We start from the raw sequence: 21,281 nt of genomic DNA, 5'->3' as shown, positions 1-21,281 counted from the left end.
ACATTCAACAGAAATCCTCGGAGACAACATCATGTCCACCATGTCCAAGATCGCCGCAGTCGTCACCGCCGGCCTCGGCGCCATGATCGCCGCACCAAGCCACGCCGCCGCTCCAGTCGAGTACGTCAAGGTCTGCTCCTTGTACGGCGCCGGCTTCTTCTACATTCCGGGCACCGACACCTGCACCAACGCCAACCAGATCGCGACGAACCAGTTCGATCTCGCGCGTGCGCAGACCCGCGCTTCGACCGGCACCGCGATGGCCGCGTCGCTCGTCGCGCCGTGGCTTCCGACCGGCACCAATTACGCGGTCTCGACCCACTGGGCGACCTATGACGGCCAGCACGCCGCGGGCTTCTCGGGCCTGATGCGGGTCTCCGGCAATTTCGTGTTCTCGGGCGGCTTCTCGCTCGGCCTCGACAAGGGAAGCCTCACGTCCCTCACCAACCGCACGCAGACGGAATTCGGCACGGCGATCCCGGCGCAATCGTGGAGTGACGTCCGTGGCCTCGGCCGCGCGGGCTTCATGTACGCCTGGTGATGCACGCGACGCTCGCTCCTAAAATTCATTCTGACATTTGAAAGATCATCCCATGACAATCTCTCTCTCGCGATCGGCGCGCCGCTTCCTCTCCTGCGTTGCTGCCGTCACGCCGCTTCTCGCGGCCATGCCGCTCACCGCCACATCCGCGAACGCGGCCGACATGACCGTGAAGGCTCCGGTCGTCGCTCCGGTGCCGCTCTGGAACGGCTTCTACATTGGTGCTCATGGCGGTTATGGCATGGGCAGCAGCCGGCTCGTCGACCCGAGCTTCGCATTCGCGCAAGATCGCTTCACGATGGACACAAAGGGCGCGCTCGCAGGTGCGCAGGTTGGCGGCAACTGGCAGTTCGACAACATCGTGGTCGGTGCCGAGCTCGATCTCTCCTGGGCGTCGATCAAGGGCAATCGGCCGTTCGATCCCGCGAACCCCATCTTGTCCGGCCTCTCAGTGTCGTACCAGGCGATGGCGACGGGCACCGGTCGCATCGGCTACGCGTTTGATAACGTACTGGCTTACGCCAAAGGCGGCGTTGCCTGGGCAAATGTCGCCTACCAGGCCTATGTCGGCACGGTTGCTCCGCTCGACGTGAACCACCAGCGGACCGGCTTGACCGGCGGCGTCGGCCTTGAATACGCGCTGACGAGCAATCTCTCGGCGCGACTGGAGTACGACTACCTGTATTTCGGTCCGGCCGCGATCGCGCTGAGCACACGGATCAGCACCCAGAACGTCGACCATGACCTTCATCTCGTGAAGCTCGGCGTGAACTACCGCTTCAACGGCGATGCCATCGTTGCTCGTTACTGAGCCGCGCCAACGTCCCTGATTGGAGACAAACATGTGGAAGCAAATCAACGCGGCACGAGACGTCTTCCGACGTCACCTGCGCGCTATCCTTGCGACTGCCGCTCTGGTTCTGGCGATCCCGATGCCCGGCCATGCTGCGGTCGAGTACGAAAAGATCTGCTCGGTCTACGGTGCCAACTTCTTCTACATACCGGGTACTGACACCTGCGTGAACGCGGGGCAGACGGTGCAGAGCCAGTTCGATCTCGCACGCCAGATTACCCGTGCAGCGACGGGAACGGCCATGGCGACTTCGCTCGTCAATCCGTTCCTGCCCGACGGGACCAACTATGCGATCTCGACGCACTGGGCCGTCTTCGACGGGCAGCATGCCGCCGGTGTGGTCGGAATGATCAGGATCCAGGGAAACCTGTCACTGACCATGGGCATCGCGTTCGGTCTCGATCGCGGCAGCTTGACGTCCACGTCCAACCGGACCGCGACGGAGTTTGGCGTGGCGCTTCCGGCGCAGTCGTGGAGCGACGTGCGCGCCCTTGGACGCGTGGGGCTCCAGTATTCCTGGTAGCCGGCGCCGAACACGAAGGCGCCGCTCGGACGATCTTCACGACGTCCGGGCGGCGCAAATGCTGTGAGCGCAGGGAAGGGCGGCTAGCCGATTTCGAGATAATCCGGGCCGGGCAATGTCGGGAAGGGCGGGGTCGGCAGCGTCTGGTACCAGAACGCGACCGAGGCGATGTCGTCCTGCAATGGAAGATACTTCGCCTCCTTGACGCCCGGCAGCCAGCCCAGCGCCTGGATCGTCACGCGCAGATCGGAGCGGAAGCGCACGGGATCGGGGATGTGCCAGCGGTACAGGCCGAAGCGTTGCTGCGATTTGTAGGCGCCATCGGGACGGATCACCTGCGGCAGGCCGGCATAGGGCGTGGTGAATTCCTGGTAGCGTGATTGTTGCGCCGGACCCTGGCCGGCATGCGCGACATAGGGATCGAAATTATAGGCGCCGCAGAAATAATCTTCGGTGCCGGTGCCGCAGATGGTCGGGAATGCACCGTCGCCGTCGATGAAGAACTTGATCTCGCCTTCGCCCCACCAGCCGTTGTTGTTGACGCCCCAGGCCATATAAGTGCCGACATAATGGCCCGCACCGCTGACGCCATCGAGGATGGTGTAGACCTCCTTGCACGGCAGCGGGTTGGTACGCCGGAATTGCGCATGGAAATAGGCGCAGTCCTCGGGCACCTCGGTGAGCGCATAGTTGATCTGGTAGTAGACGGTGAGCTGCTCCTCGCTGCGGTTCTCCAGCGTGAAGCGCGCGCGCGTGCGGAACGGCATCTCCCAGTAGCAGTTGAAGGCGCGGCCGGGATTGACGCAGACCGCGAGCGAGGACACCTGCGCGAATTCCTCCCATCCGCAGGCGAAGAAATCGCCGGCCGGGCATTCCACGCTTGGCTGCGTTTGGTCGTCCCAGTAGATGCGCAGGATCGAGTGACGAAGCCGTCCGCGCGCCAGCGTCATCCAGATCTGCTGGATCGCGCCCTGGCCCTGAATGTCGCCGAGCGTAAAGGTCGCGCCGGGCTCGATGACGACATAGGGCGAGATCTTCCAGCCCTGGCCGAGATCGCGAGCCTGGCGTGCGGCGGGTCCGTCGACGGACATGCCGCCCTTGCCCTTCTCGCCGGTGAAATTCTCGGGGCTGATCGAGCGCGTCTGCGCATTCGACAGGCGCGACAGATTGCCGAGATGCAGGCCCAATCCGGAAAACGCCATGCTGTCCTCGATCCCTGGAGTTAGCGACACCTCGATATATCGCCGTCGAATCTACCAAAAGATGAAGACCGCGCACGCAGGGTGCGCGTACTTCAGGCGACGCGGTACTCCCTGAACTTCTCTCGCAACGCGGATTTGAGCACCTTGCCGGTGCCGGTCATCGGAAATTCGTCCAGGAATTCGACCGCATCCGGCATCCACCAGCTCGCAATCTTCGGGCGCATGTGGTCGAGCAAGGTCTTGCCGTCGATGATCGCGCCCTTCTTGCGGACGACGAGGAGCAGGGGGCGTTCCTGCCATTTCTCGTGGTTGATCGCGACCACCGCGGCCTGAAGCACATCGGGGTGGGACAAGGCGACGTCCTCGAGCTGGATCGAGGAGATCCATTCGCCACCGGACTTGATCACGTCCTTGGAGCGATCGGTCAGCGTGACGTGGCCTTGGCTGTCGATCACCGCCATGTCGCCGGTGATCAGCCAGCCATCACGGTCGAGGCCCTCGTCAAGCTTCATGTAGCCGGAGGCGACCCAGGGGCCACGGGCGCGCAAATGGCCGACGGTCTTGCCGTCGCGCGGCAGCTCGTTGCCGCCGTCGTCGACGATGCGCAAGGCTGTCCCGAAGCAGGCGCGGCCCGACACCTGGCGCCGGTCGAATTTCTCCTTGTCGCCGAGATGCTCGGAGCCCGGCCGTAAGCCCGGCATCGAGCAGCCCAGGGCCTCGGTCATGCCCCAGGCCTGGATGTAGTCGATGTCATAGTCGCGCTTCAGCTTCTCGACCATCGCACGCGGCGGCGCCGAGCCGGACGACAGCGTCGCGCGCAGGGTCGAGAATTTGTTGCCGGTGCGACCCAGCCAATCGAGCAGGATCAGCCAGAAGCTCGGCACGCCTGCGGAGAGCGTCACCTTCTCGCCTTCGAGCAGCTCATAGAGCTTGTCGGGCTCATAGTTGCGGCCGGGCAGCACCAGCTTTGATCCCGTGTAAGGCGCGGTGAACGGCATGTTCCAGCCGTTGCCGTGGAAGAGCGGCGCCATCGGCATCATGACTTCGCGTACGCCTTCGAGATGTCCCGGCAGGAAGTCGAAATTGCAGCAAGTCATGGTCTGCAGGATGGCGGCGCGGTGCGAGTAGATCACGCCCTTGGGGTTACCCGTCGTGCCCGACGTGTAGCAGATGGTGGATGCGGATTTTTCGTCGAACTCCGGCCAGGCGAAACCGGTGTCGTTCTCGCTGGCGAGGAGATCTTCATAGCAATGCACGTTCGCAAGCTTGGTCTCCGGCATCCGCTCGCGCGAGGACATCACGACATAGGCCTCGATCATCTTCAGCTGCGGCGCGATCGCCTCGACCAGCGGCAGCGTGGCGCGGTCGATGAACAGCAGCCGGTCCTCGGCGTGATTGATGATGTAGACGAGCTGCTCGGGGAACAGCCGCGGATTGATGGTGTGCAGCACATAGCCCATGCCGGGCGCGGCATAGAACATCTCGAAATGGCGGTGCGTATTCCAGGCCAGGGTGCCGACGCGGTCGCCTTGCTTCATGCCGAGCCGCTTCAGAGCCAGCGCCATGCGCTTGATGCGTGGATGGGCGTCGGCGTAGGTGTAGCGATGGATGTCGCCCTCGATCTCGCGCGCGACGATCTCGGCTTCGCCGTGATAGTCCGCGGCATACTGGATCAGGCCGCTGATCAGGAGCGGCATATCCATCATCAATCCCTGCATGGTCTCCTCCGCAGCCACGTCGTTGCGTGGCGTATGTTGTGATTTGCGCGTGAGGTTAGCGGAACGTCATGCGGCGTTCACGCAAAAAGCGAGCGACGCGATTGCATGCGTCACTTTTTCGGGGCTAACTGATCCGAGGCAGCGTTCGCCGTGGAGGACATGGATGTCAGCGGAAAGACACAAGACCGGTACAGCCGGCGAATCTACGGTCGATATTTCCGCACTCCGCGCGCGCTATCGCGACGAGCGCGACCGGCGTTTGCGCGCCGAGGGCAAGGCGCAATATGTCGAGGTCGCAGGCGATTTCGGCCGCTACCTCGACGATCCCTGGGCCGATCCCGGATTTGCGCGCGCAGCTGTCAGCGAGGAGACCGAAGTTCTCATCGTCGGCGGCGGCTTCGGCGGCCTGCTCTGTGGCGCGCGTCTGCGCGAGGCCGGCATCGAGGATTTTCGTATCGTGGAAAAGGCCGCCGATTTCGGTGGCACCTGGTACTGGAATCGTTATCCCGGTGCGGCCTGCGATACCGAGAGCTACATCTATCTGCCGCTGCTGGAAGAGACCGGCTACATGCCGGTGCGCAAATATGCGCGCGCGCCCGAGATCTACGAACACTCCCGCCGTATTGGCCGTCACTTCGGCCTCTACGAGCGCGCGCTGTTTCAGACGATCATCTCGCGGATTGAATGGCAGGAGCAGGAGGGACGCTGGCTGGTCGAGACCGATCGTGGCGATCGTATCGGTGCGCGCTTCGTTATTCTCGCCGGTGGCCCGCTGAGCCGTCCAAAGCTGCCGGGCATTCCCGGCATCGAGACCTTCAAGGGCCACAGCTTCCACACCAGCCGCTGGGACTATGGCTACACCGGCGGCACGGCTGAAGGCGGTCTCACCGGTCTGGCCGACAAGCGCGTCGGCATCATCGGGACTGGCGCGACCGCCGTGCAGTGCGTGCCGCATCTCGGCCGATCGGCGAAAGAGCTCTATGTCTTCCAGCGCACGCCATCGGCGATCGGCGTGCGCGACGACCGTCCGACGGACGCAAGCTGGGCGCAGAGCCTCGAGCCCGGCTGGCAGCGCGAGCGGATGGACAATTTCACTGCGGTCATCTCCGGCGAGCCGTTCGAACGGGACCTGGTGCAGGACGGCTGGACCGGCCTGCTTGGCGAGATCCTGCTTGCGCCGCGCCGTCAGCCGCAGCCGGTGACCTCGCTCGAAGAGGCGCTGAAGGTCATCGAGCAGGCCGACTACCGCAAGATGGAAGAGATCCGCGCGCGCGTCGATACCGTCGTGAAGGACGAAGCCGCCGCGGCGGCGCTTAAGCCCTGGTACAAGGCGTTCTGCAAGCGGCCATGCTTCCACGACGAATATCTCGACGCCTTCAATCGTCCCAACGTGCATCTGGTCGACACCAAAGGGCAGGGCGTCGAGCGGATCACCGAGAACGCCGTTGTGGTTGACGGCAAGGCCTATGAGCTCGACTGCCTGATCTATGCCAGCGGCTTCGAGGTCGGCACCGATTACGCCCGCCGCATGGGCTTCGAGGTTTACGGCCGCGACGGCGTGAGCCTGTCCGAGCGATGGCGCGATGGCGTCAAGACGCTGCATGGCTTTTACAGCCGTGGCTTCCCGAATTGCTTCCTGATCGTCACGGTGCAGGCCGGCCAAAGCGCCAATTTTCCGCACATCATCGACGAGCAGTCGCAGCACATCGCCTATGTGATCGCGGAGGCGCGCAAGCGCAAGGCGCGGACGCTGGAGCCGACACTCGCCGCCGAGAACGCCTGGGTCGAGGAGGTCGTCAAGGCCGCGCTCGGCCGCCAGACCTATCTGGCTGAATGCACGCCGGGCTATTACAACAACGAGGGCGTGTTCGATCCGATCGCGGCAAGAAACAGCCAGTACTGGCGCGGGCCGGTGGCGTTCCTGCGGCTGCTCGACAAATGGCGCAAGGAAGGCAATCTGGATGGCCTGGAATTGACCCACGGGATCGAGGCGGGCGGCTCTCAGGTTCCGGCCTCAACGGCATGATCCCGGCCCCATCAGGCGCGACGCGGCTCCATGTCATCGTCGGCGATCCCATCGCGCAGGTGCGCTCGCCGGCAGGCGTAACGGCCGCCTTCGCCGCGCGCGGCCATGACGGCATTCTCGTGCCGGTCCAGGTTTCGTCTGCTGACCTCGCTGACTTCCTCTCGGTGGCAACGCGGCTGAAGAACCTCGACGGCATCGTCGTGACCATCCCGCACAAATTTGCCTGCTACCAGGCCTGCGCCAGTGCGACCGAGCGCGCACATTTCCTGCGCACCGCTAACCTGATGCGCCGACGCGCCGACCGCTCATGGCATGGCGACATGGTGGACGGCCTCGGCTTCGTCGGTGCGGCGCGGGCGAAGGGGATCGATCCCCGCGGCATGCGGGCGCTGCTGGTCGGCGCCGGCGGCGCAGGATCGGCGATCGCACTGGCGCTGGTCGAGGCCGGCGTGAGCGATCTCGCGATTCATGACAGCGTACCCGAGCGCCGCGACGCACTGATCGGCCGGCTCAACGGGCTCGGCAGAACGCCCGTGCGGGTCGGCACCGGGGATCCCGCGGGCTTCGATTTCGTCGCCAATGCGACACCCGCCGGGATGAAGGAGGGCGATCCGCTGCCGGTCGATGTCGCGCGGCTCGCGCCGACGGCCTATTGCGGCTGCGTCATCACAAAACCCGAAGTCTCGCCATTCATCGCTGCCGCCCGCAGGATCGGCTGCGTGACCGGGACCGGTACGGACATGTACGAGCAGCACCAGGGCATCATGGTGGATTTCCTGCTCGGCCGCGACGGGGAAGGGTAGGCGGTTGCCCCGGTGTCAAGGCACAGGTTGCGCCGGATGGGGCTTGAGCGATCAGGGCCGACGTAGGATCATGGGCCCGCGCGAGCCGGTCGCGCACGTTTATGTGAGAGGACCAGGGAATGACCAAGGGCAGGACCGTTGCGACGGCCATGATCGGCGCTGCAGCGCTGCTTCTCTCGCTGGCGCCCATGTCCCTGATATCGATGGCCGAGGCCGCGCAATGCGGCAGCTCGCCGGCGGGCTTTGAGGCCTGGAAGCGCGAGTTCAGCGCGGAGGCGCAGGGCAAGGGTGTCGGCCAGACCGCGCTCTCGGCGCTGATGCAGACCAATTACGCCGGTGCCACGATCGCAGCCGACCGCGGGCAGCGCAGCTTCTCGCTGACGCTCGACCAGTTCCTCGCCAAGCGCGGCGCCACCACCATCGTCGCCAAGGGGCGGCAGCTCAAGCAGTCGCAGGCCGCCTTGTTCGCCTCTATCCAGCAGCGCTACGGCGTCCCGCCGGGGCCGCTGATCGCGATCTGGGGCATGGAGACCGGTTTCGGCAGCCAGCGTGGCAACCAGAACATGCTGTCGTCGATCGCGACCCTTGCCTATGACTGCCGCCGTCCCGAATTCTTCACCGACCAGCTCTATGCCGCCCTCAAGCTGATCGACCGCGGCACGCTGTCGGGGGCGACCCGCGGCTCCATGCACGGCGAGGTCGGCCAGACCCAGTTCATGCCCAAGAACATCCTGGCCTATGGCACCGGCAATCTCGAGGTTGCCGCCAATGCGCTGAACTCGACGGCGAATTTCCTGAAAGCTCATGGCTGGCGCGCAGGAGCCGGTTACCAGCCGGGCGAACCGAATTTTGCCGCTATCGAGGCTTGGAATGCTGCCGGCGTCTATCAGAAGGCAATCGCCCTGATGGGACGGCAGATCGACGAGGGAGGAGGGGCGGCCGCGTTGCGTTGAGGCCGCATGAAGGCTCGGCTGCGCACGAGAAAGTTCTTGCGTTGAGGAACTGACGGCACGAGGTTTGCTTTGATCGGGGGCAGGGCTGGCATGAGGAGACTCAATATGGCTACCCAGATCGTGATGGACCAGACTGGCGACACGCGCCACGAGTTTGATCCTGACAATGCCGAAGCGCTGGCGCGAGCCGAACGGCGCTTTCGTGAGCTGACCGGAGCGGGCTTCACCGCCGCCTATCGTACTGGACCCGGTGAAGTCACCCGCATCAAGTCATTCGATCCGACCGCGCACGAAACGCTGTTCTATCCCCGCCTGGTCGGCGGTTGATCTGAGCTGCTCATGATCGCGGCAATTTGGCTCCGTGCGCCGGCGCGTGCGCGTCTGCATGCGCTGCGCGAGCTCTATCGGCGCTTCTTCGGCGAGAACACGCCGGATGCCCGCGGCCGCCGGCTTTTGGCCGAATGGCTGTCGCCGGAGCAGCGCGCGCAATTCGAGCAGCATCGGTATTTCGATGTCATCGGCTGCGATACCGGAAAAAGGTACCGCATCCACTACGGCACGGCCGCCAATGTCCATGAGATCGACGACGAGGGGCGTGCGGCGATGGGATGGTGCTTCGTCCCGTCAGGCTTTCTCGTGCCCGGCGACGTGATGCTGGCGCAAAAGGTCGCGCTCGAGACCGACGAGAACGCGGCAATCGCGCTCGCCAACCGGTTTCCGCCGGCTACGCACTCGGAGCACTTTTACCGGCGCCCGTTCTAGCGGCCGGAGGGCGTACAGATCAGGAGTGCGTTGTGCGGTAGGCATCCAGCGCATGCGCCGCGAACACAGCGACGCTGCAAAGCGCGAGCACGGCTGAGATCAGCTCGATCATAGCTCATCCTCCCGCAGCGGCTGGGACACGAGATTCTGGCAGCAGGCATAATCCAGGATGAGGTCGAGGAAGAATTGCATGGTGGCCGTCCCTGTATGATTTTGACAACCAGTTAACCGGCCATCTGTTTCAGGCGTGTTTCGTCGTTTTGGGAAACGGGTTTCGAGGGGAACCCGGGGCTGGTTTGTGCACCGCAGACCCGCTACATCCCGCGCTGCTCAGTCCTTCAGCCGGGCCTTTCGGGCGGGCGGCAAGTCATATTGCGAGGCAAAATCATGGCGCAGGTCGAGTGGTTTGACGATCTCACCATCGGAATGCGGTTCAAATCCCCCGAGGTGCAAGTCACCGAAGCCGACATCAAGCGCTTTGCAGCCGAGTTCGATCCGCAGCCGATGCATCTCGACCACGAGGCCGCCAAGCAGACGTTGTTCAACGGCCTGGCTGCATCAGGATGGCACACCGCCGCGATCGCCATGAACCTCGCGATCCAGGCCCGCCCGTTCGGCCCGCATCCGCTGATCGGCGCGGGCGTCGACGGTCTGCGCTGGACCATCCCGGTACGGCCCAATGACCGCCTGCATCTGGTCGGCGAGGTCATGAGCCTGACGCCGTCGAAGTCGAAGCCACAGGGCATCGCGCTGGTGAAATGGACGATGTTCAACCAGAACGGCGAGGAGGTTTACACCTTCACCCCGATCGCCATCATCCCCAGGCGGGTCTAAGGCCGGCGGCGTTCAGCATCGGCGGGATCAGCCTCCTCCAGCCCTTGCGGGCCGCAGGCCGAGGTGGTCATCTCCGCGTGGGGAACGCTGGAGGCTGACATGAAACGATTCCTTCTTGCCGCTTTGCTGACCGCGGGCGCCCTGGGCGCAGCCGTCTCGAGCACAGGGCCGGCGTTCGCGCAGCAATCCAGGGTCGGCGACTGGACCATCGAGAAGCGCGCGCAGGACACGCATTGCAATGCGAGCCGCGGCTACAAGGACAAGGAAGACGAGAACCGCAACTACGTCATCGTGATCACCTATTCCGAGAAGGCCATCGTGATCGTGATGATCTATGACGGCTGGGAGTGGGACAAGGTCGGCGAGATCCTCCGGGCCGACGTCGGCACCGATGACGCCGACATCATGAAGAAGGCGAAGTGGGAGGTCATGGACAAGACCACCGTGCGCGGCATCTTCGAATACGACCAGACGATCATGGACCGGCTGTCGAAGGCCAGGCGTCTCTCGCTCGATTTCGAGGACGATGACGAGGACAGCATCGAGATGCAGATCCCGCGCGCCGGCGAGGCGCTGGCCGCGCTGAAGTTCTGCGAGGAGAACCGGAAGTAAAGTGCTGCGCCGCGCACAGTACGCGATCGAGCAAGCAGCGCGAGGGCGCGTGACCCACAGCACACAGCCCGCGCGCTGTTCGCTTTTATCCTAGTCTTTGGCGAAAACGTCCAAGCCGCACCCTGCGGTTGACGTTACGCAAGGACGATGTTCGATATTTTAGCATCTCGCTGCACTGCTTTTTCCACGCCGAAGGCGACGATCGACCGCTCCGTCGGCTCTGCCAATGTCCAATGCGCAAGCTCCCTTCGTCACCGGGGCCGCACGCCGATCGCATCGTCCTTCCGATGACGATCCTCCAGGCAAACCGGTTCTCGTCTCTCGTCGGCGAGATCTACGATGCGGCGGTCGATCCTACGCTGCGCAGCGGCGCGCTGGAACAGGTTTCCCATTTCGTCGGCGGGTGTGCCGCGACCATCCTGTCCCGCGATGCGGCAAGGCTCTCGATCGAGATTCACCAGCATTTTGGCACCGAATCCCGCTTCCGCCAGCTCTACCGCGACAGATATGTCGAGCAGGATCCTCTGCTCGATCGTCATCTCGCTTTTGCGGCCGGGCACGCCATCGGCGTGACCGATATCATGCCGCACGCGGACTTCGTGGCGACGAGCTTCTATCGCGAGTGGGTCGAGCCGCAGGGCGCGATCGACCTCGCGACCGTCGCGCTCGAGAGATCGGACGCGCGTACCACGGTGTTGCAGGTGTTACGCCATCGATCCCGCGGAACCGTCGACGAGGCGATGCGCGAACGCATGCGGCTGCTCGCGCCCCACATCCAGCGTTCCAGGATCATGGGCCGGCAGATCAGGGCGCGCTCGCACACCGTGGACGACCTTGCCGATGTGCTAGACGGCCTGAGCACGGCGATCTGCCTGCTCGACGCCGATGGCCGGGTCGTCCACGCCAACGCGGCGTGCCGGCAGCTGTTCGTCGATGCAAACCTGCTCGCGATGGTTGGCGACCGGATCGTGGCGCGTAACACTCAGACCGACAAATTATTCCGCGGCCTGTTCGAAGTTGTTGCGGATAGCGAAGCTCAGCCGGCTGGTCGCCGCCGCATCGAGCTCGCGACGTCGGCGGACGGTCAGCACTATCTCGTTCATGTCCTTCCGTTGAAGCGGGAGTGCAGCCTGCCGCGAGACGTCGCGGCCACGGTGCTCCTCGTACAGAAGGCCGCGATGGTGCCATCGCTCGTGCCCGACGCCATTGCTGCGGCCTTCAGGCTGACGCGGTCCGAATTGCGCGTGCTGATGGCCATTGTCGAGGTCGGTGGCGTTCCCGATATCGCGGCAAAGCTCGGCATTGCCGAGACCACGGTGAAGACGCATCTCGGTCGCCTGTTCGAGAAGACCGGTGCCGGCAGGCAGGCAGATCTCGTGAAGATCGCCGCCGGCTTCACCGCGCCGTTTGTACAGCGAACGCGCCGCGACGACGACACCATGTGATTCATTTCACGGCGCGAGCCGCGCGGCGATGCAATCTCAATCCATTGTGATGAGCAGGATCGTCAGGTCCTCCGAACGTACGACGCGCATCATTTGATACTTTCGTATATGGCGCCAGTTGAATGAGAAGGGCAGCGTGCGCCACGGAACAATGCGCGCCGGCACCGGACGCGGGTGCGGGAGACGACAGCGCGTGAGCGAGCCTGCCTGTCGGTTGGAGAAATTGCAGTGAGCGGCAAGGACGAATTTTCCATTCTCAATGTTTCGACGGACCACATTCCCGAAGACGAGCGTGTGCCGCTGCTGCGCGAATTCTATTGTCGCGGCGTGCTCAAGGCGGAGGTCGAGCCGACGGACGAAAAACCGTTCGCCGCGAGCCTCACTTCCCATGGCTTGCCGGACGTCCAGCTGGTGATCGGCGGGCTGGTCGGAGCTCGGGTCATCCGTACCAAGCAACTGGTCGTCGACGGCAACGACAGCCTTGGCCTGATGATCAACCGATCCGGCATCGTCGAAGTATCTGCGCGAGGACGAGATCTGAGGCTTCATCCCGGTGACGCGGTTCTGACGAGCGCGGAGGACGCGACGATCTACGAACGCCTCTCGCTTGGAAATTGTCTATCGCTGCGCGTGCCGCGGCGGGTGCTGGCGCCCATGATCGTGGACATCGACGACACCGTGATGCGAATCATTCCGGAGCGCGCCACCGGACTTCGCCTGCTGGTCGACTACGCGACCTCTCTGGTGCGCGAGCGTGCGCTCTCGGTGCCCGCATTGCGCCAGCTTGCTGTTGCACATCTCCATGATCTGATGGCGCGTGTTCTCGGCGCGACGGATGAGGTTCACGAGCTGGCCGGGCGCCGAGGCGTCCGGGCCGCGCGGCTGCGGAAGGTGAAGTCCTTCATCGTCAACAATTGCTGGCATCAGGACCTCTCAGTCGCGATCGTGGCGCAGGAATTCGGCGTGACCACACGTTATCTCCAGCGGCTGTTCGAAGCCGACGGCAAGACGTTCTCGTCCTTCCTGACCGGGCAGCGCCTCAAACGCGCGCATCGCATGCTGCGCGAGCCTGACTTCGCCGGGCGGCCGGTGAGCTCGATCGCCTACGACGTGGGCTTCGGCGATCTCTCCTATTTCAATCGTTGTTTCCGGCGGGCCTATGGCGCGACGCCTAGCGGCGTCAGGAGCGGCGAAGCGCTGTGACCGCGCGGTGCGCGGTTCGTGCGACCAGGCGGGTGCCTATCGCAGCGCGCGCGTTCGGCCGACTACGTCTTCTAAGCGCGCGGAGTAGAACGATGACGCTGTGTTTCGGACGGCGCCGGCAGTTGGAGTTGTGAATGCGCCGCTTCTTCTTTGATCTCCTGGTCGACAATGTCGTGAAGATCGATCCGGGCGGCATGGTCTTCGAGCAGGCCAGGGCCACGTTCGTCGTGGCCGACGAGATGGCGAGACATCTGTTCGTCTGGCGTGACGATCTGCGTGATCGCGACGCCTGGATCCGCGTCAGGGATGCGGGTGGGCGAGAGGTCTATCGCGCCGCGGTCTGGTCAGAAAATGTCGAGAAGGTCGGCTGGGACCAGGCATGACCGTTCCGACTTCACCTTCCTGGGCGGCAACGCCGACAACCGGTCGCGGCGCCAAGTGCTCAACAATGCTGCGGTGGCCGGCTTCGGCTTCGACTACCGCGCCAGCCGCAACGTGTCCGTGTTCGGCGCGGTCGACGGCATGATGATGTCCGACCGGAGCCGCACCGGCACAGCGAAGGGTGGCGTTCGCGTCGCGTTCTGAGCCGGCATCAGCCCTGGCGGCTCGAATGCGATGCCCGCCGGCCGGGCCCCATCCGCCCGGCCGGCGCCTCCTCCGATCGGAGGACGTCGCATGCCGTGGTTATGGTATTCTTGGTGATATTGATCACTCAGGCCATTTCAAGCCATGCACGGACTACGGAAGCTGCCGGAACTGGTCGAGTCCATCTATGACGCAGGGCTCGATCCCTCGCTGTGGAACCACGCCGTTGCCGGCATTCGCGATTTCGTCGGCGGGCAGGCCTGCGGGCTGTTTTCCAAGGATTCGATCAGCAAATTCGGCGTCACCCATTATTATTGCGGGGCCGACCCGTACTATATCCGGCTCTATTCGGAGACCCATTCGAAGTTCGACCCGCTGACGGTGCTGCCGCCGCATGGCGAGATCGTCAGCATCCCCGATCTCGTCAATTTCGATGAATACCGGAAAGGGCGCTTTTACCAGGAGTGGATGCAGCCGCAGGGTTGCAGCGACGCGGCCAACGTCGTGCTCGAGACATCGCATGCGAGCTGCCCGGTGATGATGACGGTGCTGTCGGGCCGGCGCATGGTGGACCCGGCGATGCAGCATCGGCTCTCGCTGATTGTGCCGCACGCCAGCCGCGCGCTGCTGATCAACCGCGCCATCACCTCGCAACTGACACTGGCGACGGCGCTGGTGGATGTTCTGGACAATCTGGCGTCCGGCATCTTCCTGCTCGATGCTTTTTGCCGGGTGGTGCATGCGAATTCGGCCGGCCACGCCTTGCTTGCCGCCGATGATGTGGTTCGGTCCGTTGCCGGGCAGCTCGTAACCAGCAGCACGGAGGCCAATCAGACGCTGCGCGAGGCGCTTGCGACCCGCAGCGAAATTGCCCTGCTTGCCACACGGGGCCATGCGATCCCGCTGCTTTCGCCGAGCGGCGAGCGTTATGTCGCGCACATCCTGCCGCTGTCGTCCGTGCTGCGAAATGGCAGCGAGCAGGTGGTCGATGCCGCCGGTGCGCTGCTCCTGCGCAAGGTGTCGCTCGGCGGGCAGTCCTATGGCGAGCTGATCGCACGGACCTTCGACCTCACGCCGGCCGAGCTGCGCGTGTTCCTGTCGATCGTCGAGGTCGGTGGCGTCCCGGAAACGGCGGCAGCGCTCGGTATCGCAGAGACCACGGCGAAGACGCATCTGCATCGGGTGTTCGCCAAGACCGGCGTTTCGCGTCAGGCCGATCTCGTCAAGCTCGCGGCCGGATTCTCCAATCCGCTCGTCAACTGATCGGTCAATCGCGGCCGGGGTTGAACCTTTTGCTCCCACGATAGACTCACTAGTGCCGCCGGGCATGACGAACATTTCGCGATCTCCAAGTCACCATTGGCTGTTCTGATGTCCCGACCTCCCAAACAGTCCGAGTTGATCGAGAATATATATGACGCGGGTCTCCATCCTGAGTTGTGGAGCGATGTCGTCGTCAAGCTCAATGCGTTCATCGGCAGCCAGGCTTGCGGGCTGATTTCGAAGGATCCGGTCAGCAAGTCCGGCGCGACGCATTATTACTGCGGTGTCGATCCGCACTACATCCAGCTCTATGCCGAGACCTACGCCCAGTACGATCCGCTGGCACGGCTGCCTCGCTATGGCGAGGTTCGTAACATCCCCGATCTCGTGAATTTCGACGAATATCGCCGCGGGCGGTTCTATCAGGAATGGCTGCGGCCCCAGGGTTGCGTCGATGTCGCCAGCGTGGTTCTGGAACAGTCGAAGTCGCCGTGTCCGATGCTGATCACCGTGATTCCCGGCAAGGGGATGCTCGATGCGGAGCAGCGGGCGCGAATGCAATTCCTGGTTCCGCATGCGAGCCGGGCGCTGCTGATCAACCGGGCGATCGAGCGGAAGCAGCAGCGGGCGATTGCGCTCGCCGATGTCGTGGATCGGCTGAATGCCGGCGTCATCCTGCTCGATACGGCCTGCAACATCGTCCACAGCAATCCTGCCGCGGACACGTTGCTCGCCGCCGATGATGTCCTGCGGTCTGTCGCGGGCCGGCTGGCGGCACGATCTTCCGCGGCAAATTCGGCGCTGCGCGATATCTTCCGTGACGCAGGCGAGGTTGCCGTCGCGGCGGCCGCCGGGCGAAAGATTCCGCTGATGTCGCATGACGGCTCCTACTACGTCGCGCACGTCATCGCGCTGCCGTCGTTGTTGCGTGAAGGCGCGGCGGAGCGCACGTCGGCGGTCGGCGCCTTGTTCATCTGGAAGGCGGAACTCGACGGCCGCTCATGTGCCGGCCTGATCGACCGCGCGTTCGAACTGACCCCTGCGGAGCTGAGGGTCATGCAATCGATCGTCGAGGTCGGTGGTGTGCCGGAGACGGCCGTGGCGCTCGGCATCGCGGAGACGACGGTGAAGACGCATCTGCATCGGGTGTTCGCGAAGACCGGCGTCTCGCGTCAGGCCGATCTCGTCAAGCTCGCGGCTGGATTCTCCAATCCGGTTCTGCACTGACGCGCTTTCCGAAGGCGCAGGCGAGTCGCTCCGGCTCGCGATAGGTTCAAACAGCAGCATCATTAGAAAGTTATCGCGGGTCGTTCGATCGAATGACGCGATTCTCCGTGCTGTCTTCTACGAGAACTCACGCGTTTTCTTGTTCGACGCGTTCGATCTTCGTGTGAAGCAACTCACAGCAAGCGGAAGTGAACCTCATCAATCTCTCGCACAAGTTGAGAGGAGATTGTCATGCGAAAGGCGTCACCAGCTCCGGCCGGCAAGTTCCGCGACATCGTCGCGCGCATCGGCGCGGCATTCCGCGCGCAGCGCGAGATTGACGCGAAGCGCGCGTTGCGGCGCTACAGCCATTTACTGGAGCAGTCGCATGAAACGTCGCGTTTGAATGAAATGATTCCGGTCTGCAATGAAGAGGATACTTTTGAAAATGCCAACAGAGTTGATCCGCGCGCGCGCGCGGCCGGCCGCACCACGTTCGAACGCGCGTAACGTCAACGTTGTCGCCGCCGCGCTGACGGCGGCGCTCGTCACGCTTCAACTGGTCGGGCTGGCAATGCTGGAGCGTTCGCACGCGCAGCCGGTCTCTCGGCCTCTCCTGAATTCGCACGATGCGGAGCTCTGCACCGGGACCGCCGATGTCCCGGCGACGCAGACACCTTACGACTGACCCGGAGAACGCATCGTGCCTGATATCACGACCAGCCTTCTCGTGAGCGTCGCCGTGTTCGCCGGCGCCTTCGTCTCGGGGCTCTCGGGCTTCGCGTTCTCGGCCGTGGCGGGCGCGATTCTGCTTCGCGTGTTTCAGCCGCTGGAAGCCGTCCCGCTGATGATGGCGTGCAGCATCGGCGTGCAGGCCACCAATCTGTGGGCGCTTCGGCGCAGCATCCGCTGGGAGGGCAGTCTGCTGCTGATCGTCGGCGGATTGATCGGCGTTCCCATCGCGGTGTCGCTGTTGCAGAGCACGGACACGCATCTGCTCCGCCGCGGCTTCGGCATCATCGTCGCGCTCTATGCGGCCTACATGCTGCTGCGGCCGACGCTTGTGACGGCCGGTGAGGCGGTCGGCCGGCCCTGGGTTGCACTAATCGGGTTCGGGGGAGGACTGGTCGGCGGCCTGACCGCGATGCCGGGCGCGATCCCCACGATCTGGTGCGACATGCGCGGCATGCCCAAGAGCGAGCAGCGCGGCCTGGTGCAGCCGTTCATCGCCGCGATGCAGGTCTTCGCGATCGCGCTGCTGGTCGGACACCAGGACCTGTCGTCAAAGGTCTTCGTCGACCTTGCGATCAGCCTGCCGGCACTGTTCGCCGGCTCAGCGCTCGGCGTGATCGCCTTTCACCGGGTCAACGAGACGGTCTTTCGCAAGACCGTGCTCGTTCTGTTGTTGCTCTCGGGGATTTCCCTGATCTAGTGGCCAGCCTCATGGCCGAGGCTCTGGACCGGTGCCACACTGGAGCCGCTGCCGTGATGCACCAGCGGCTTCATGCCGGTGACGGTCCGGAGCAGCACATAGAACACCGGCGTCAGGAACAGGCCGAACACGGTGACGCCGATCATGCCGGAGAACACCGCGACGCCCATCGCGCGCCGCATCTCCGAGCCGGCTCCGGTCGAGAGCACGAGCGGCAAGACGCCCATGATGAACGCCATCGACGTCATCAGGATCGGACGCAGCCGCAGTCGGCTCGCCTCGATTGCGGCCCGGATCGGCGTGCGTCCCGCGAATTCGAGCTCGCGTGCGAATTCGACGATCAGGATGGCGTTCTTGGCGGAGAGGCCGACCAGCACGATCAATCCGATCTGGGTGAAGACGTTGTTGTCACCCTTCGAGATCCAGACGCCGAACATCGCAGCCAGCAGCCCCATCGGCACGATCATGATGATCGAGAGCGGCAAGGTCAGGCTCTCGTAGAGCGCGGCCAGCACCAGGAACACCAGCAGGATCGCCAGCGGAAACACCCAGAGGCCGGAATTGCCGGCGATGAACTCCTGATAGGTCAGGTCGGTCCATTCGAAGGCAAAGCCGGGCGGCAATGTCTCCGCCGCGATCCGCGTCGCGACCTCCTGCGCCTGGCCCGACGAAAAGCCGGGCGCGGCGGCCGCGTTGATGTCGGATGACAAGAAGCCGTTGTATCTGATCGCGCGCTCCGGCCCCGCGCTCTGGCGGATCGTCAGCAGCGCCGACAGTGGCACCATGTCGCCGGAGGACGAGCGCACCTTCAACTGCCTGATGTCGTCGGCGCGGGCGCGGAACGGCGCGTCGGCCTGGACGTAGACGGAGTAGGTGCGACCAAACTTGTTGAAGTCGTTGACGTAGTAGGACCCGAGGTAGATCTGGAGCGTGTTGAACACCTCCGTCACGGGCACGCCCAACTGAAGCGCCTTGGTGCGGTCGATGTCGGCGAAGAGCTGGGGCACGTTGACCTGGAAGCTCGAGAACACGCCGGCGATCTCCGGCGCCTTCTGCATCGCCGCCATGAACGCCTTGGTCGCCTCGTTCAGCGCTTCATAGCCGAGACCGGCACGGTCCTCGATCTGCAGCTTGAAGCCGCCGATGGTGCCGAGGCCGTTGACCGGCGGCGGCGGGAACATGGCGATGAAAGCTTCCTGGATCCCGGAATATTTCTTGTTGAGGTCCGCCGCGATCGCGTTCCCGCTCAGGGTCGGACCCTTGCGCTCCTCGAACGGTTTCAGCGTCGAGAACACGATGCCGGCGTTGGAGGAGTTGGTGAAGCCGGCGATCGACAGACCCGGAAACGCAACCGAGCTCTCGACACCGGGCTGGGTCAGCGCGATGTCGCTCATCTTGCGGATCACCTCTTCGGTCCGATCGAGCGCCGCACCATCGGGCAGTCGTGAGAAGCCGACGAGATATTGCTTGTCCTGACCCGGCACGAAGCCACTCGGCACCTGCTGGAACAGGAAGGCGGTCACGCCGACCAGGACCACGTAGAGGCCCATCACCGCGGCCTTGCCCGAGATCACCTTGGTGACGGTGCCGCTGTAGTTCTCCGACGAGCGCGTAAACGCCTTGTTGAAGCCGCGGAAGAACCAGCCGAGGCTCTTTTCCATGATGATCGTCAGCTTGTCCTTCGGCTCGTTGTGTCCCTTCAGCAGAAGGGCCGACAGGGCCGGCGACAGCGTCAGCGAGTTGACGGCGGAGATCACGGTCGAGATCGCGATCGTCAACGCGAACTGCTTGTAAAACTGCCCGGTGAGGCCGGAGATGAAGGCGAGCGGCACGAACACGGCGATCAGCACCATCGCGATGGCGATGATCGGGCCGGAGACCTCGCGCATCGCCTGGTAGGTCGCGTCGCGCGGCGAGAGGCCGCCCTCGATGTTGCGCTCGACGTTCTCGACCACGACGATGGCGTCGTCGACGACGATGCCGATCGCGAGCACGAGGCCGAACAGGCTGAGCGCGTTGATGGAGAAGCCGAACAGATGCATCACCGCGAAGGTGCCGACGATCGACACCGGCACCGCAAGCAGCGGGATGATCGAGGCGCGCCAGGTCTGGAGGAACAGGATCACCACCAGCACGACCAGTGCGATCGCTTCCAGCAGCGTGTGGATGACAGCTTCGATCGAGGAGCGCACGAACTGGGTGGGGTCGTAGACGATCTGGTAGGACACGCCCTCCGGCATGTTCTTCTTGATCTCGGCCATGGTGGCGCGGACGTGGTCGGAAATCTCCAGCGCGTTGGAGCCCGGCGCCTGGAAGATCGGGATCGCCACCGCCTGCTTGTTGTCGAGCAACGAGCGCAGGCCGTATTCGGAGGCGCCGAGCTCGATGCGTGCGACGTCGCGCAGCCGCACCACTTCACCGCGCGTGCCGGTCTTGACCACGATGTCGCCGAACTGTTCTTCGTTGGCGAGCCGGCCCTCCGCATTGACGGACATCTGCAGGTCGATACCCCTGACGTTGGGGGAAGAGCCGACCACGCCGGCGGCGGCCTCGACGTTCTGCGCCTGGATCGACTTGACGATGTCACTTGCGGTCAGGCCGTGCTCGGCCGCCTTCTGCGGATCGACCCAGACCCGCATCGAATAGTCGCCGGCGCCGTAAAGCTGGACGTCGCCGACGCCGTCGATCCGCGCGAGGCGGTCCTTGACGTTGAGCACCGCGTAGTTGCGCAAATACGTCATGTCGTAGCGGCCGTTGGGCGACAGCAAATGCACGACCATGGTGAGGTCGGGCGACGATTTCTTGGTGATGATGCCGAGCTGGCGCACCACGGCCGGCAGGCGCGGCTCGGCCTGCTGCACGCGGTTCTGCACCAGCTGCGTCGCCTTGTCGGGGTCGGTGCCGAGCCGGAACGTCACCGTCAGCGTCATCGCGCCGTCGGTGGTCGCCTGGCTCGACATGTAGAGCATGCCTTCGACGCCGTTGATCTGCTCCTCGATCGGGGTCGCCACCGTCTCGGCGATCACCTTGGGATTGGCGCCGGGATAGGTCGCGCGCACCAGCACCGAGGGCGGCACCACGTCCGGATATTCGGAGATCGGCATCGCGAACAGCGAGATCAGGCCTGCGAGGAAGATCAGGACGGACAGCACGCCGGCGAAGATCGGACGGTCGATAAAGAACTTTGAGAGATTCATGGCCTTGCCCCTGCAAGAGAGACAGCTCTCCCGTTACCGGGACGCGGGAAATACCCGCGAACCCGGAATCGAGATGCGATGTCTTGGTAGCTCTATGACGTCGTTATTCCGGGCACGCGGTCC

At 64.1% G+C, this 21,281-nt stretch carries 22 protein-coding genes; 19 read left to right on the top strand and 3 right to left on the bottom strand.

What is annotated here, in order from left to right; all coding sequences use genetic code 11:
- Positions 1–31 precede the first annotated feature (31 nt).
- The 3 genes from AB7290_RS26270 to AB7290_RS26260 are packed head-to-tail and all read left to right on the top strand — an operon-like array spanning position 32 to position 1,917.
- A complete protein-coding gene (locus tag AB7290_RS26270) occupies positions 32–541 on the top strand; it encodes a porin (RefSeq protein WP_085404777.1) in 510 nt (169 codons plus the stop codon).
- A 52-nt stretch (positions 542–593) separates the two neighbouring features.
- On the top strand, positions 594–1,352 hold the full coding sequence (locus AB7290_RS26265) for an outer membrane protein (RefSeq protein ID WP_085404776.1): 759 nt from the start codon (positions 594–596) through the stop codon (positions 1,350–1,352).
- A 31-nt stretch (positions 1,353–1,383) separates the two neighbouring features.
- Positions 1,384–1,917, top strand: coding sequence for a porin (locus AB7290_RS26260; RefSeq protein ID WP_245344258.1), 534 nt, complete (start codon positions 1,384–1,386; stop codon positions 1,915–1,917).
- Positions 1,918–2,000: 83 nt separating this feature from the next.
- On the opposite strand, the gene AB7290_RS26255 is transcribed toward AB7290_RS26260, so the two are convergent.
- Positions 2,001–3,119 carry a glycoside hydrolase family 172 protein gene (locus tag AB7290_RS26255; protein WP_085404775.1) on the bottom strand — a complete coding sequence of 373 codons (1,119 nt, stop codon included), beginning with the start codon at positions 3,117–3,119 and terminating at the stop codon, positions 2,001–2,003.
- Between the two features lie 92 nt (positions 3,120–3,211).
- Positions 3,212–4,837: a long-chain fatty acid--CoA ligase gene (locus AB7290_RS26250; protein WP_085404931.1), complete on the bottom strand. Its 1,626-nt coding sequence runs from the start codon at positions 4,835–4,837 to the stop codon at positions 3,212–3,214.
- A 163-nt stretch (positions 4,838–5,000) separates the two neighbouring features.
- On the opposite strand from AB7290_RS26250, the gene AB7290_RS26245 reads away from it, so the two are divergent.
- The 16 genes from AB7290_RS26245 to AB7290_RS26170 all read left to right on the top strand — a co-directional run bounded on the left by AB7290_RS26245 (position 5,001) and on the right by AB7290_RS26170 (position 17,961).
- Entirely contained in the window at positions 5,001–6,863 is a 1,863-nt protein-coding gene (locus tag AB7290_RS26245) for a flavin-containing monooxygenase (protein ID WP_085404774.1), read from the top strand.
- Positions 6,860–7,666, top strand: a complete 807-nt coding sequence (locus AB7290_RS26240; protein ID WP_085404773.1) for a shikimate dehydrogenase family protein — start codon at positions 6,860–6,862, stop codon at positions 7,664–7,666. The genes AB7290_RS26245 and AB7290_RS26240 overlap by 4 nt, the downstream gene beginning before the upstream one ends.
- A 119-nt stretch (positions 7,667–7,785) precedes the next feature.
- Positions 7,786–8,619, top strand: a complete 834-nt coding sequence (locus AB7290_RS26235; RefSeq protein ID WP_038932011.1) for a lytic murein transglycosylase — start codon at positions 7,786–7,788, stop codon at positions 8,617–8,619.
- A gap of 105 nt (positions 8,620–8,724) precedes the next feature.
- Positions 8,725–8,946: a hypothetical protein gene (locus AB7290_RS26230; protein WP_028146622.1), complete on the top strand. Its 222-nt coding sequence runs from the start codon at positions 8,725–8,727 to the stop codon at positions 8,944–8,946.
- A 12-nt stretch (positions 8,947–8,958) separates the two neighbouring features.
- The gene (locus AB7290_RS26225) at positions 8,959–9,381 is read left to right on the top strand and encodes a hypothetical protein (RefSeq protein ID WP_085404772.1); all 423 of its coding nucleotides are present in this window, start codon (positions 8,959–8,961) and stop codon (positions 9,379–9,381) included.
- Between the two features lie 387 nt (positions 9,382–9,768).
- The gene (locus tag AB7290_RS26220; protein WP_014496047.1) at positions 9,769–10,215 is read left to right on the top strand and encodes a MaoC family dehydratase; all 447 of its coding nucleotides are present in this window, start codon (positions 9,769–9,771) and stop codon (positions 10,213–10,215) included.
- Between the two features lie 99 nt (positions 10,216–10,314).
- The gene (locus tag AB7290_RS26215; protein ID WP_085404771.1) at positions 10,315–10,827 is read left to right on the top strand and encodes a hypothetical protein; all 513 of its coding nucleotides are present in this window, start codon (positions 10,315–10,317) and stop codon (positions 10,825–10,827) included.
- A gap of 287 nt (positions 10,828–11,114) precedes the next feature.
- Positions 11,115–12,272 carry a helix-turn-helix transcriptional regulator gene (locus AB7290_RS26210; RefSeq protein ID WP_085404930.1) on the top strand — a complete coding sequence of 386 codons (1,158 nt, stop codon included), beginning with the start codon at positions 11,115–11,117 and terminating at the stop codon, positions 12,270–12,272.
- Between the two features lie 228 nt (positions 12,273–12,500).
- Complete coding sequence (locus AB7290_RS26205; protein ID WP_085404770.1) at positions 12,501–13,475, top strand: helix-turn-helix transcriptional regulator; 975 nt, start codon at positions 12,501–12,503, stop codon at positions 13,473–13,475.
- 134 nt (positions 13,476–13,609) lie between these two features.
- Positions 13,610–13,858, top strand: coding sequence for a DUF6894 family protein (locus AB7290_RS26200; RefSeq protein WP_085404769.1), 249 nt, complete (start codon positions 13,610–13,612; stop codon positions 13,856–13,858).
- Entirely contained in the window at positions 13,827–14,060 is a 234-nt protein-coding gene (locus AB7290_RS26195; RefSeq protein ID WP_161495924.1) for a hypothetical protein, read from the top strand. The genes AB7290_RS26200 and AB7290_RS26195 overlap by 32 nt, the downstream gene beginning before the upstream one ends.
- 144 nt (positions 14,061–14,204) lie before the next feature.
- Positions 14,205–15,323 (top strand): helix-turn-helix transcriptional regulator, encoded by a 1,119-nt coding sequence (locus AB7290_RS26190; protein ID WP_085404768.1) that lies wholly within the window; start codon positions 14,205–14,207, stop codon positions 15,321–15,323.
- A 108-nt stretch (positions 15,324–15,431) separates the two neighbouring features.
- Positions 15,432–16,550 carry a helix-turn-helix transcriptional regulator gene (locus AB7290_RS26185; RefSeq protein WP_085404767.1) on the top strand — a complete coding sequence of 373 codons (1,119 nt, stop codon included), beginning with the start codon at positions 15,432–15,434 and terminating at the stop codon, positions 16,548–16,550.
- 231 nt (positions 16,551–16,781) lie between these two features.
- The gene (locus AB7290_RS26180; protein ID WP_085404766.1) at positions 16,782–17,039 is read left to right on the top strand and encodes a hypothetical protein; all 258 of its coding nucleotides are present in this window, start codon (positions 16,782–16,784) and stop codon (positions 17,037–17,039) included.
- A complete protein-coding gene (locus AB7290_RS26175) occupies positions 16,978–17,217 on the top strand; it encodes a hypothetical protein (protein WP_085404765.1) in 240 nt (79 codons plus the stop codon). Before AB7290_RS26180 ends, AB7290_RS26175 begins: the two co-directional genes overlap by 62 nt.
- Positions 17,218–17,232: 15 nt before the next feature.
- A complete protein-coding gene (locus AB7290_RS26170) occupies positions 17,233–17,961 on the top strand; it encodes a sulfite exporter TauE/SafE family protein (RefSeq protein WP_063983902.1) in 729 nt (242 codons plus the stop codon).
- Here the strand turns inward: AB7290_RS26170 and AB7290_RS26165 are convergent.
- Complete coding sequence (locus tag AB7290_RS26165) at positions 17,958–21,158, bottom strand: efflux RND transporter permease subunit (RefSeq protein ID WP_085404764.1); 3,201 nt, start codon at positions 21,156–21,158, stop codon at positions 17,958–17,960. The genes AB7290_RS26170 and AB7290_RS26165 overlap by 4 nt on opposite strands.
- Positions 21,159–21,281 lie beyond the last annotated feature (123 nt).

This window comes from Bradyrhizobium sp. 613_E4_N2_2, assembly GCF_052075995.1.
In the GTDB taxonomy this organism is placed as follows: domain Bacteria; phylum Pseudomonadota; class Alphaproteobacteria; order Rhizobiales; family Xanthobacteraceae; genus Bradyrhizobium; species Bradyrhizobium barranii.
The sequence above is the reverse complement of the archived record's forward strand: the minus strand, read 5'-3'. Positions and strand labels throughout refer to the sequence as shown.

What these genes read in the sequence shown, in the direction of transcription:
- AB7290_RS26270 (WP_085404777.1), top strand. Translation starts at nt 32, where the DNA reads ATGTCCACCATGTCCAAGATCGCCGCAGTCGTCACCGCCGGCCTCGGC.
- AB7290_RS26265 (WP_085404776.1), top strand. Translation starts at nt 594, where the DNA reads ATGACAATCTCTCTCTCGCGATCGGCGCGCCGCTTCCTCTCCTGCGTT.
- AB7290_RS26260 (WP_245344258.1), top strand. Translation starts at nt 1,384, where the DNA reads ATGTGGAAGCAAATCAACGCGGCACGAGACGTCTTCCGACGTCACCTG.
- AB7290_RS26255 (WP_085404775.1), bottom strand. Translation starts at nt 3,119, where the DNA reads ATGGCGTTTTCCGGATTGGGCCTGCATCTCGGCAATCTGTCGCGCCTG.
- AB7290_RS26250 (WP_085404931.1), bottom strand. Translation starts at nt 4,837, where the DNA reads ATGCAGGGATTGATGATGGATATGCCGCTCCTGATCAGCGGCCTGATC.
- AB7290_RS26245 (WP_085404774.1), top strand. Translation starts at nt 5,001, where the DNA reads ATGTCAGCGGAAAGACACAAGACCGGTACAGCCGGCGAATCTACGGTC.
- AB7290_RS26240 (WP_085404773.1), top strand. Translation starts at nt 6,860, where the DNA reads ATGATCCCGGCCCCATCAGGCGCGACGCGGCTCCATGTCATCGTCGGC.
- AB7290_RS26235 (WP_038932011.1), top strand. Translation starts at nt 7,786, where the DNA reads ATGACCAAGGGCAGGACCGTTGCGACGGCCATGATCGGCGCTGCAGCG.
- AB7290_RS26230 (WP_028146622.1), top strand. Translation starts at nt 8,725, where the DNA reads ATGGCTACCCAGATCGTGATGGACCAGACTGGCGACACGCGCCACGAG.
- AB7290_RS26225 (WP_085404772.1), top strand. Translation starts at nt 8,959, where the DNA reads ATGATCGCGGCAATTTGGCTCCGTGCGCCGGCGCGTGCGCGTCTGCAT.
- AB7290_RS26220 (WP_014496047.1), top strand. Translation starts at nt 9,769, where the DNA reads ATGGCGCAGGTCGAGTGGTTTGACGATCTCACCATCGGAATGCGGTTC.
- AB7290_RS26215 (WP_085404771.1), top strand. Translation starts at nt 10,315, where the DNA reads ATGAAACGATTCCTTCTTGCCGCTTTGCTGACCGCGGGCGCCCTGGGC.
- AB7290_RS26210 (WP_085404930.1), top strand. Translation starts at nt 11,115, where the DNA reads ATGACGATCCTCCAGGCAAACCGGTTCTCGTCTCTCGTCGGCGAGATC.
- AB7290_RS26200 (WP_085404769.1), top strand. Translation starts at nt 13,610, where the DNA reads ATGCGCCGCTTCTTCTTTGATCTCCTGGTCGACAATGTCGTGAAGATC.
- AB7290_RS26195 (WP_161495924.1), top strand. Translation starts at nt 13,827, where the DNA reads ATGTCGAGAAGGTCGGCTGGGACCAGGCATGACCGTTCCGACTTCACC.
- AB7290_RS26190 (WP_085404768.1), top strand. Translation starts at nt 14,205, where the DNA reads ATGCACGGACTACGGAAGCTGCCGGAACTGGTCGAGTCCATCTATGAC.
- AB7290_RS26185 (WP_085404767.1), top strand. Translation starts at nt 15,432, where the DNA reads ATGTCCCGACCTCCCAAACAGTCCGAGTTGATCGAGAATATATATGAC.
- AB7290_RS26180 (WP_085404766.1), top strand. Translation starts at nt 16,782, where the DNA reads ATGCGAAAGGCGTCACCAGCTCCGGCCGGCAAGTTCCGCGACATCGTC.
- AB7290_RS26175 (WP_085404765.1), top strand. Translation starts at nt 16,978, where the DNA reads ATGCCAACAGAGTTGATCCGCGCGCGCGCGCGGCCGGCCGCACCACGT.
- AB7290_RS26165 (WP_085404764.1), bottom strand. Translation starts at nt 21,158, where the DNA reads ATGAATCTCTCAAAGTTCTTTATCGACCGTCCGATCTTCGCCGGCGTG.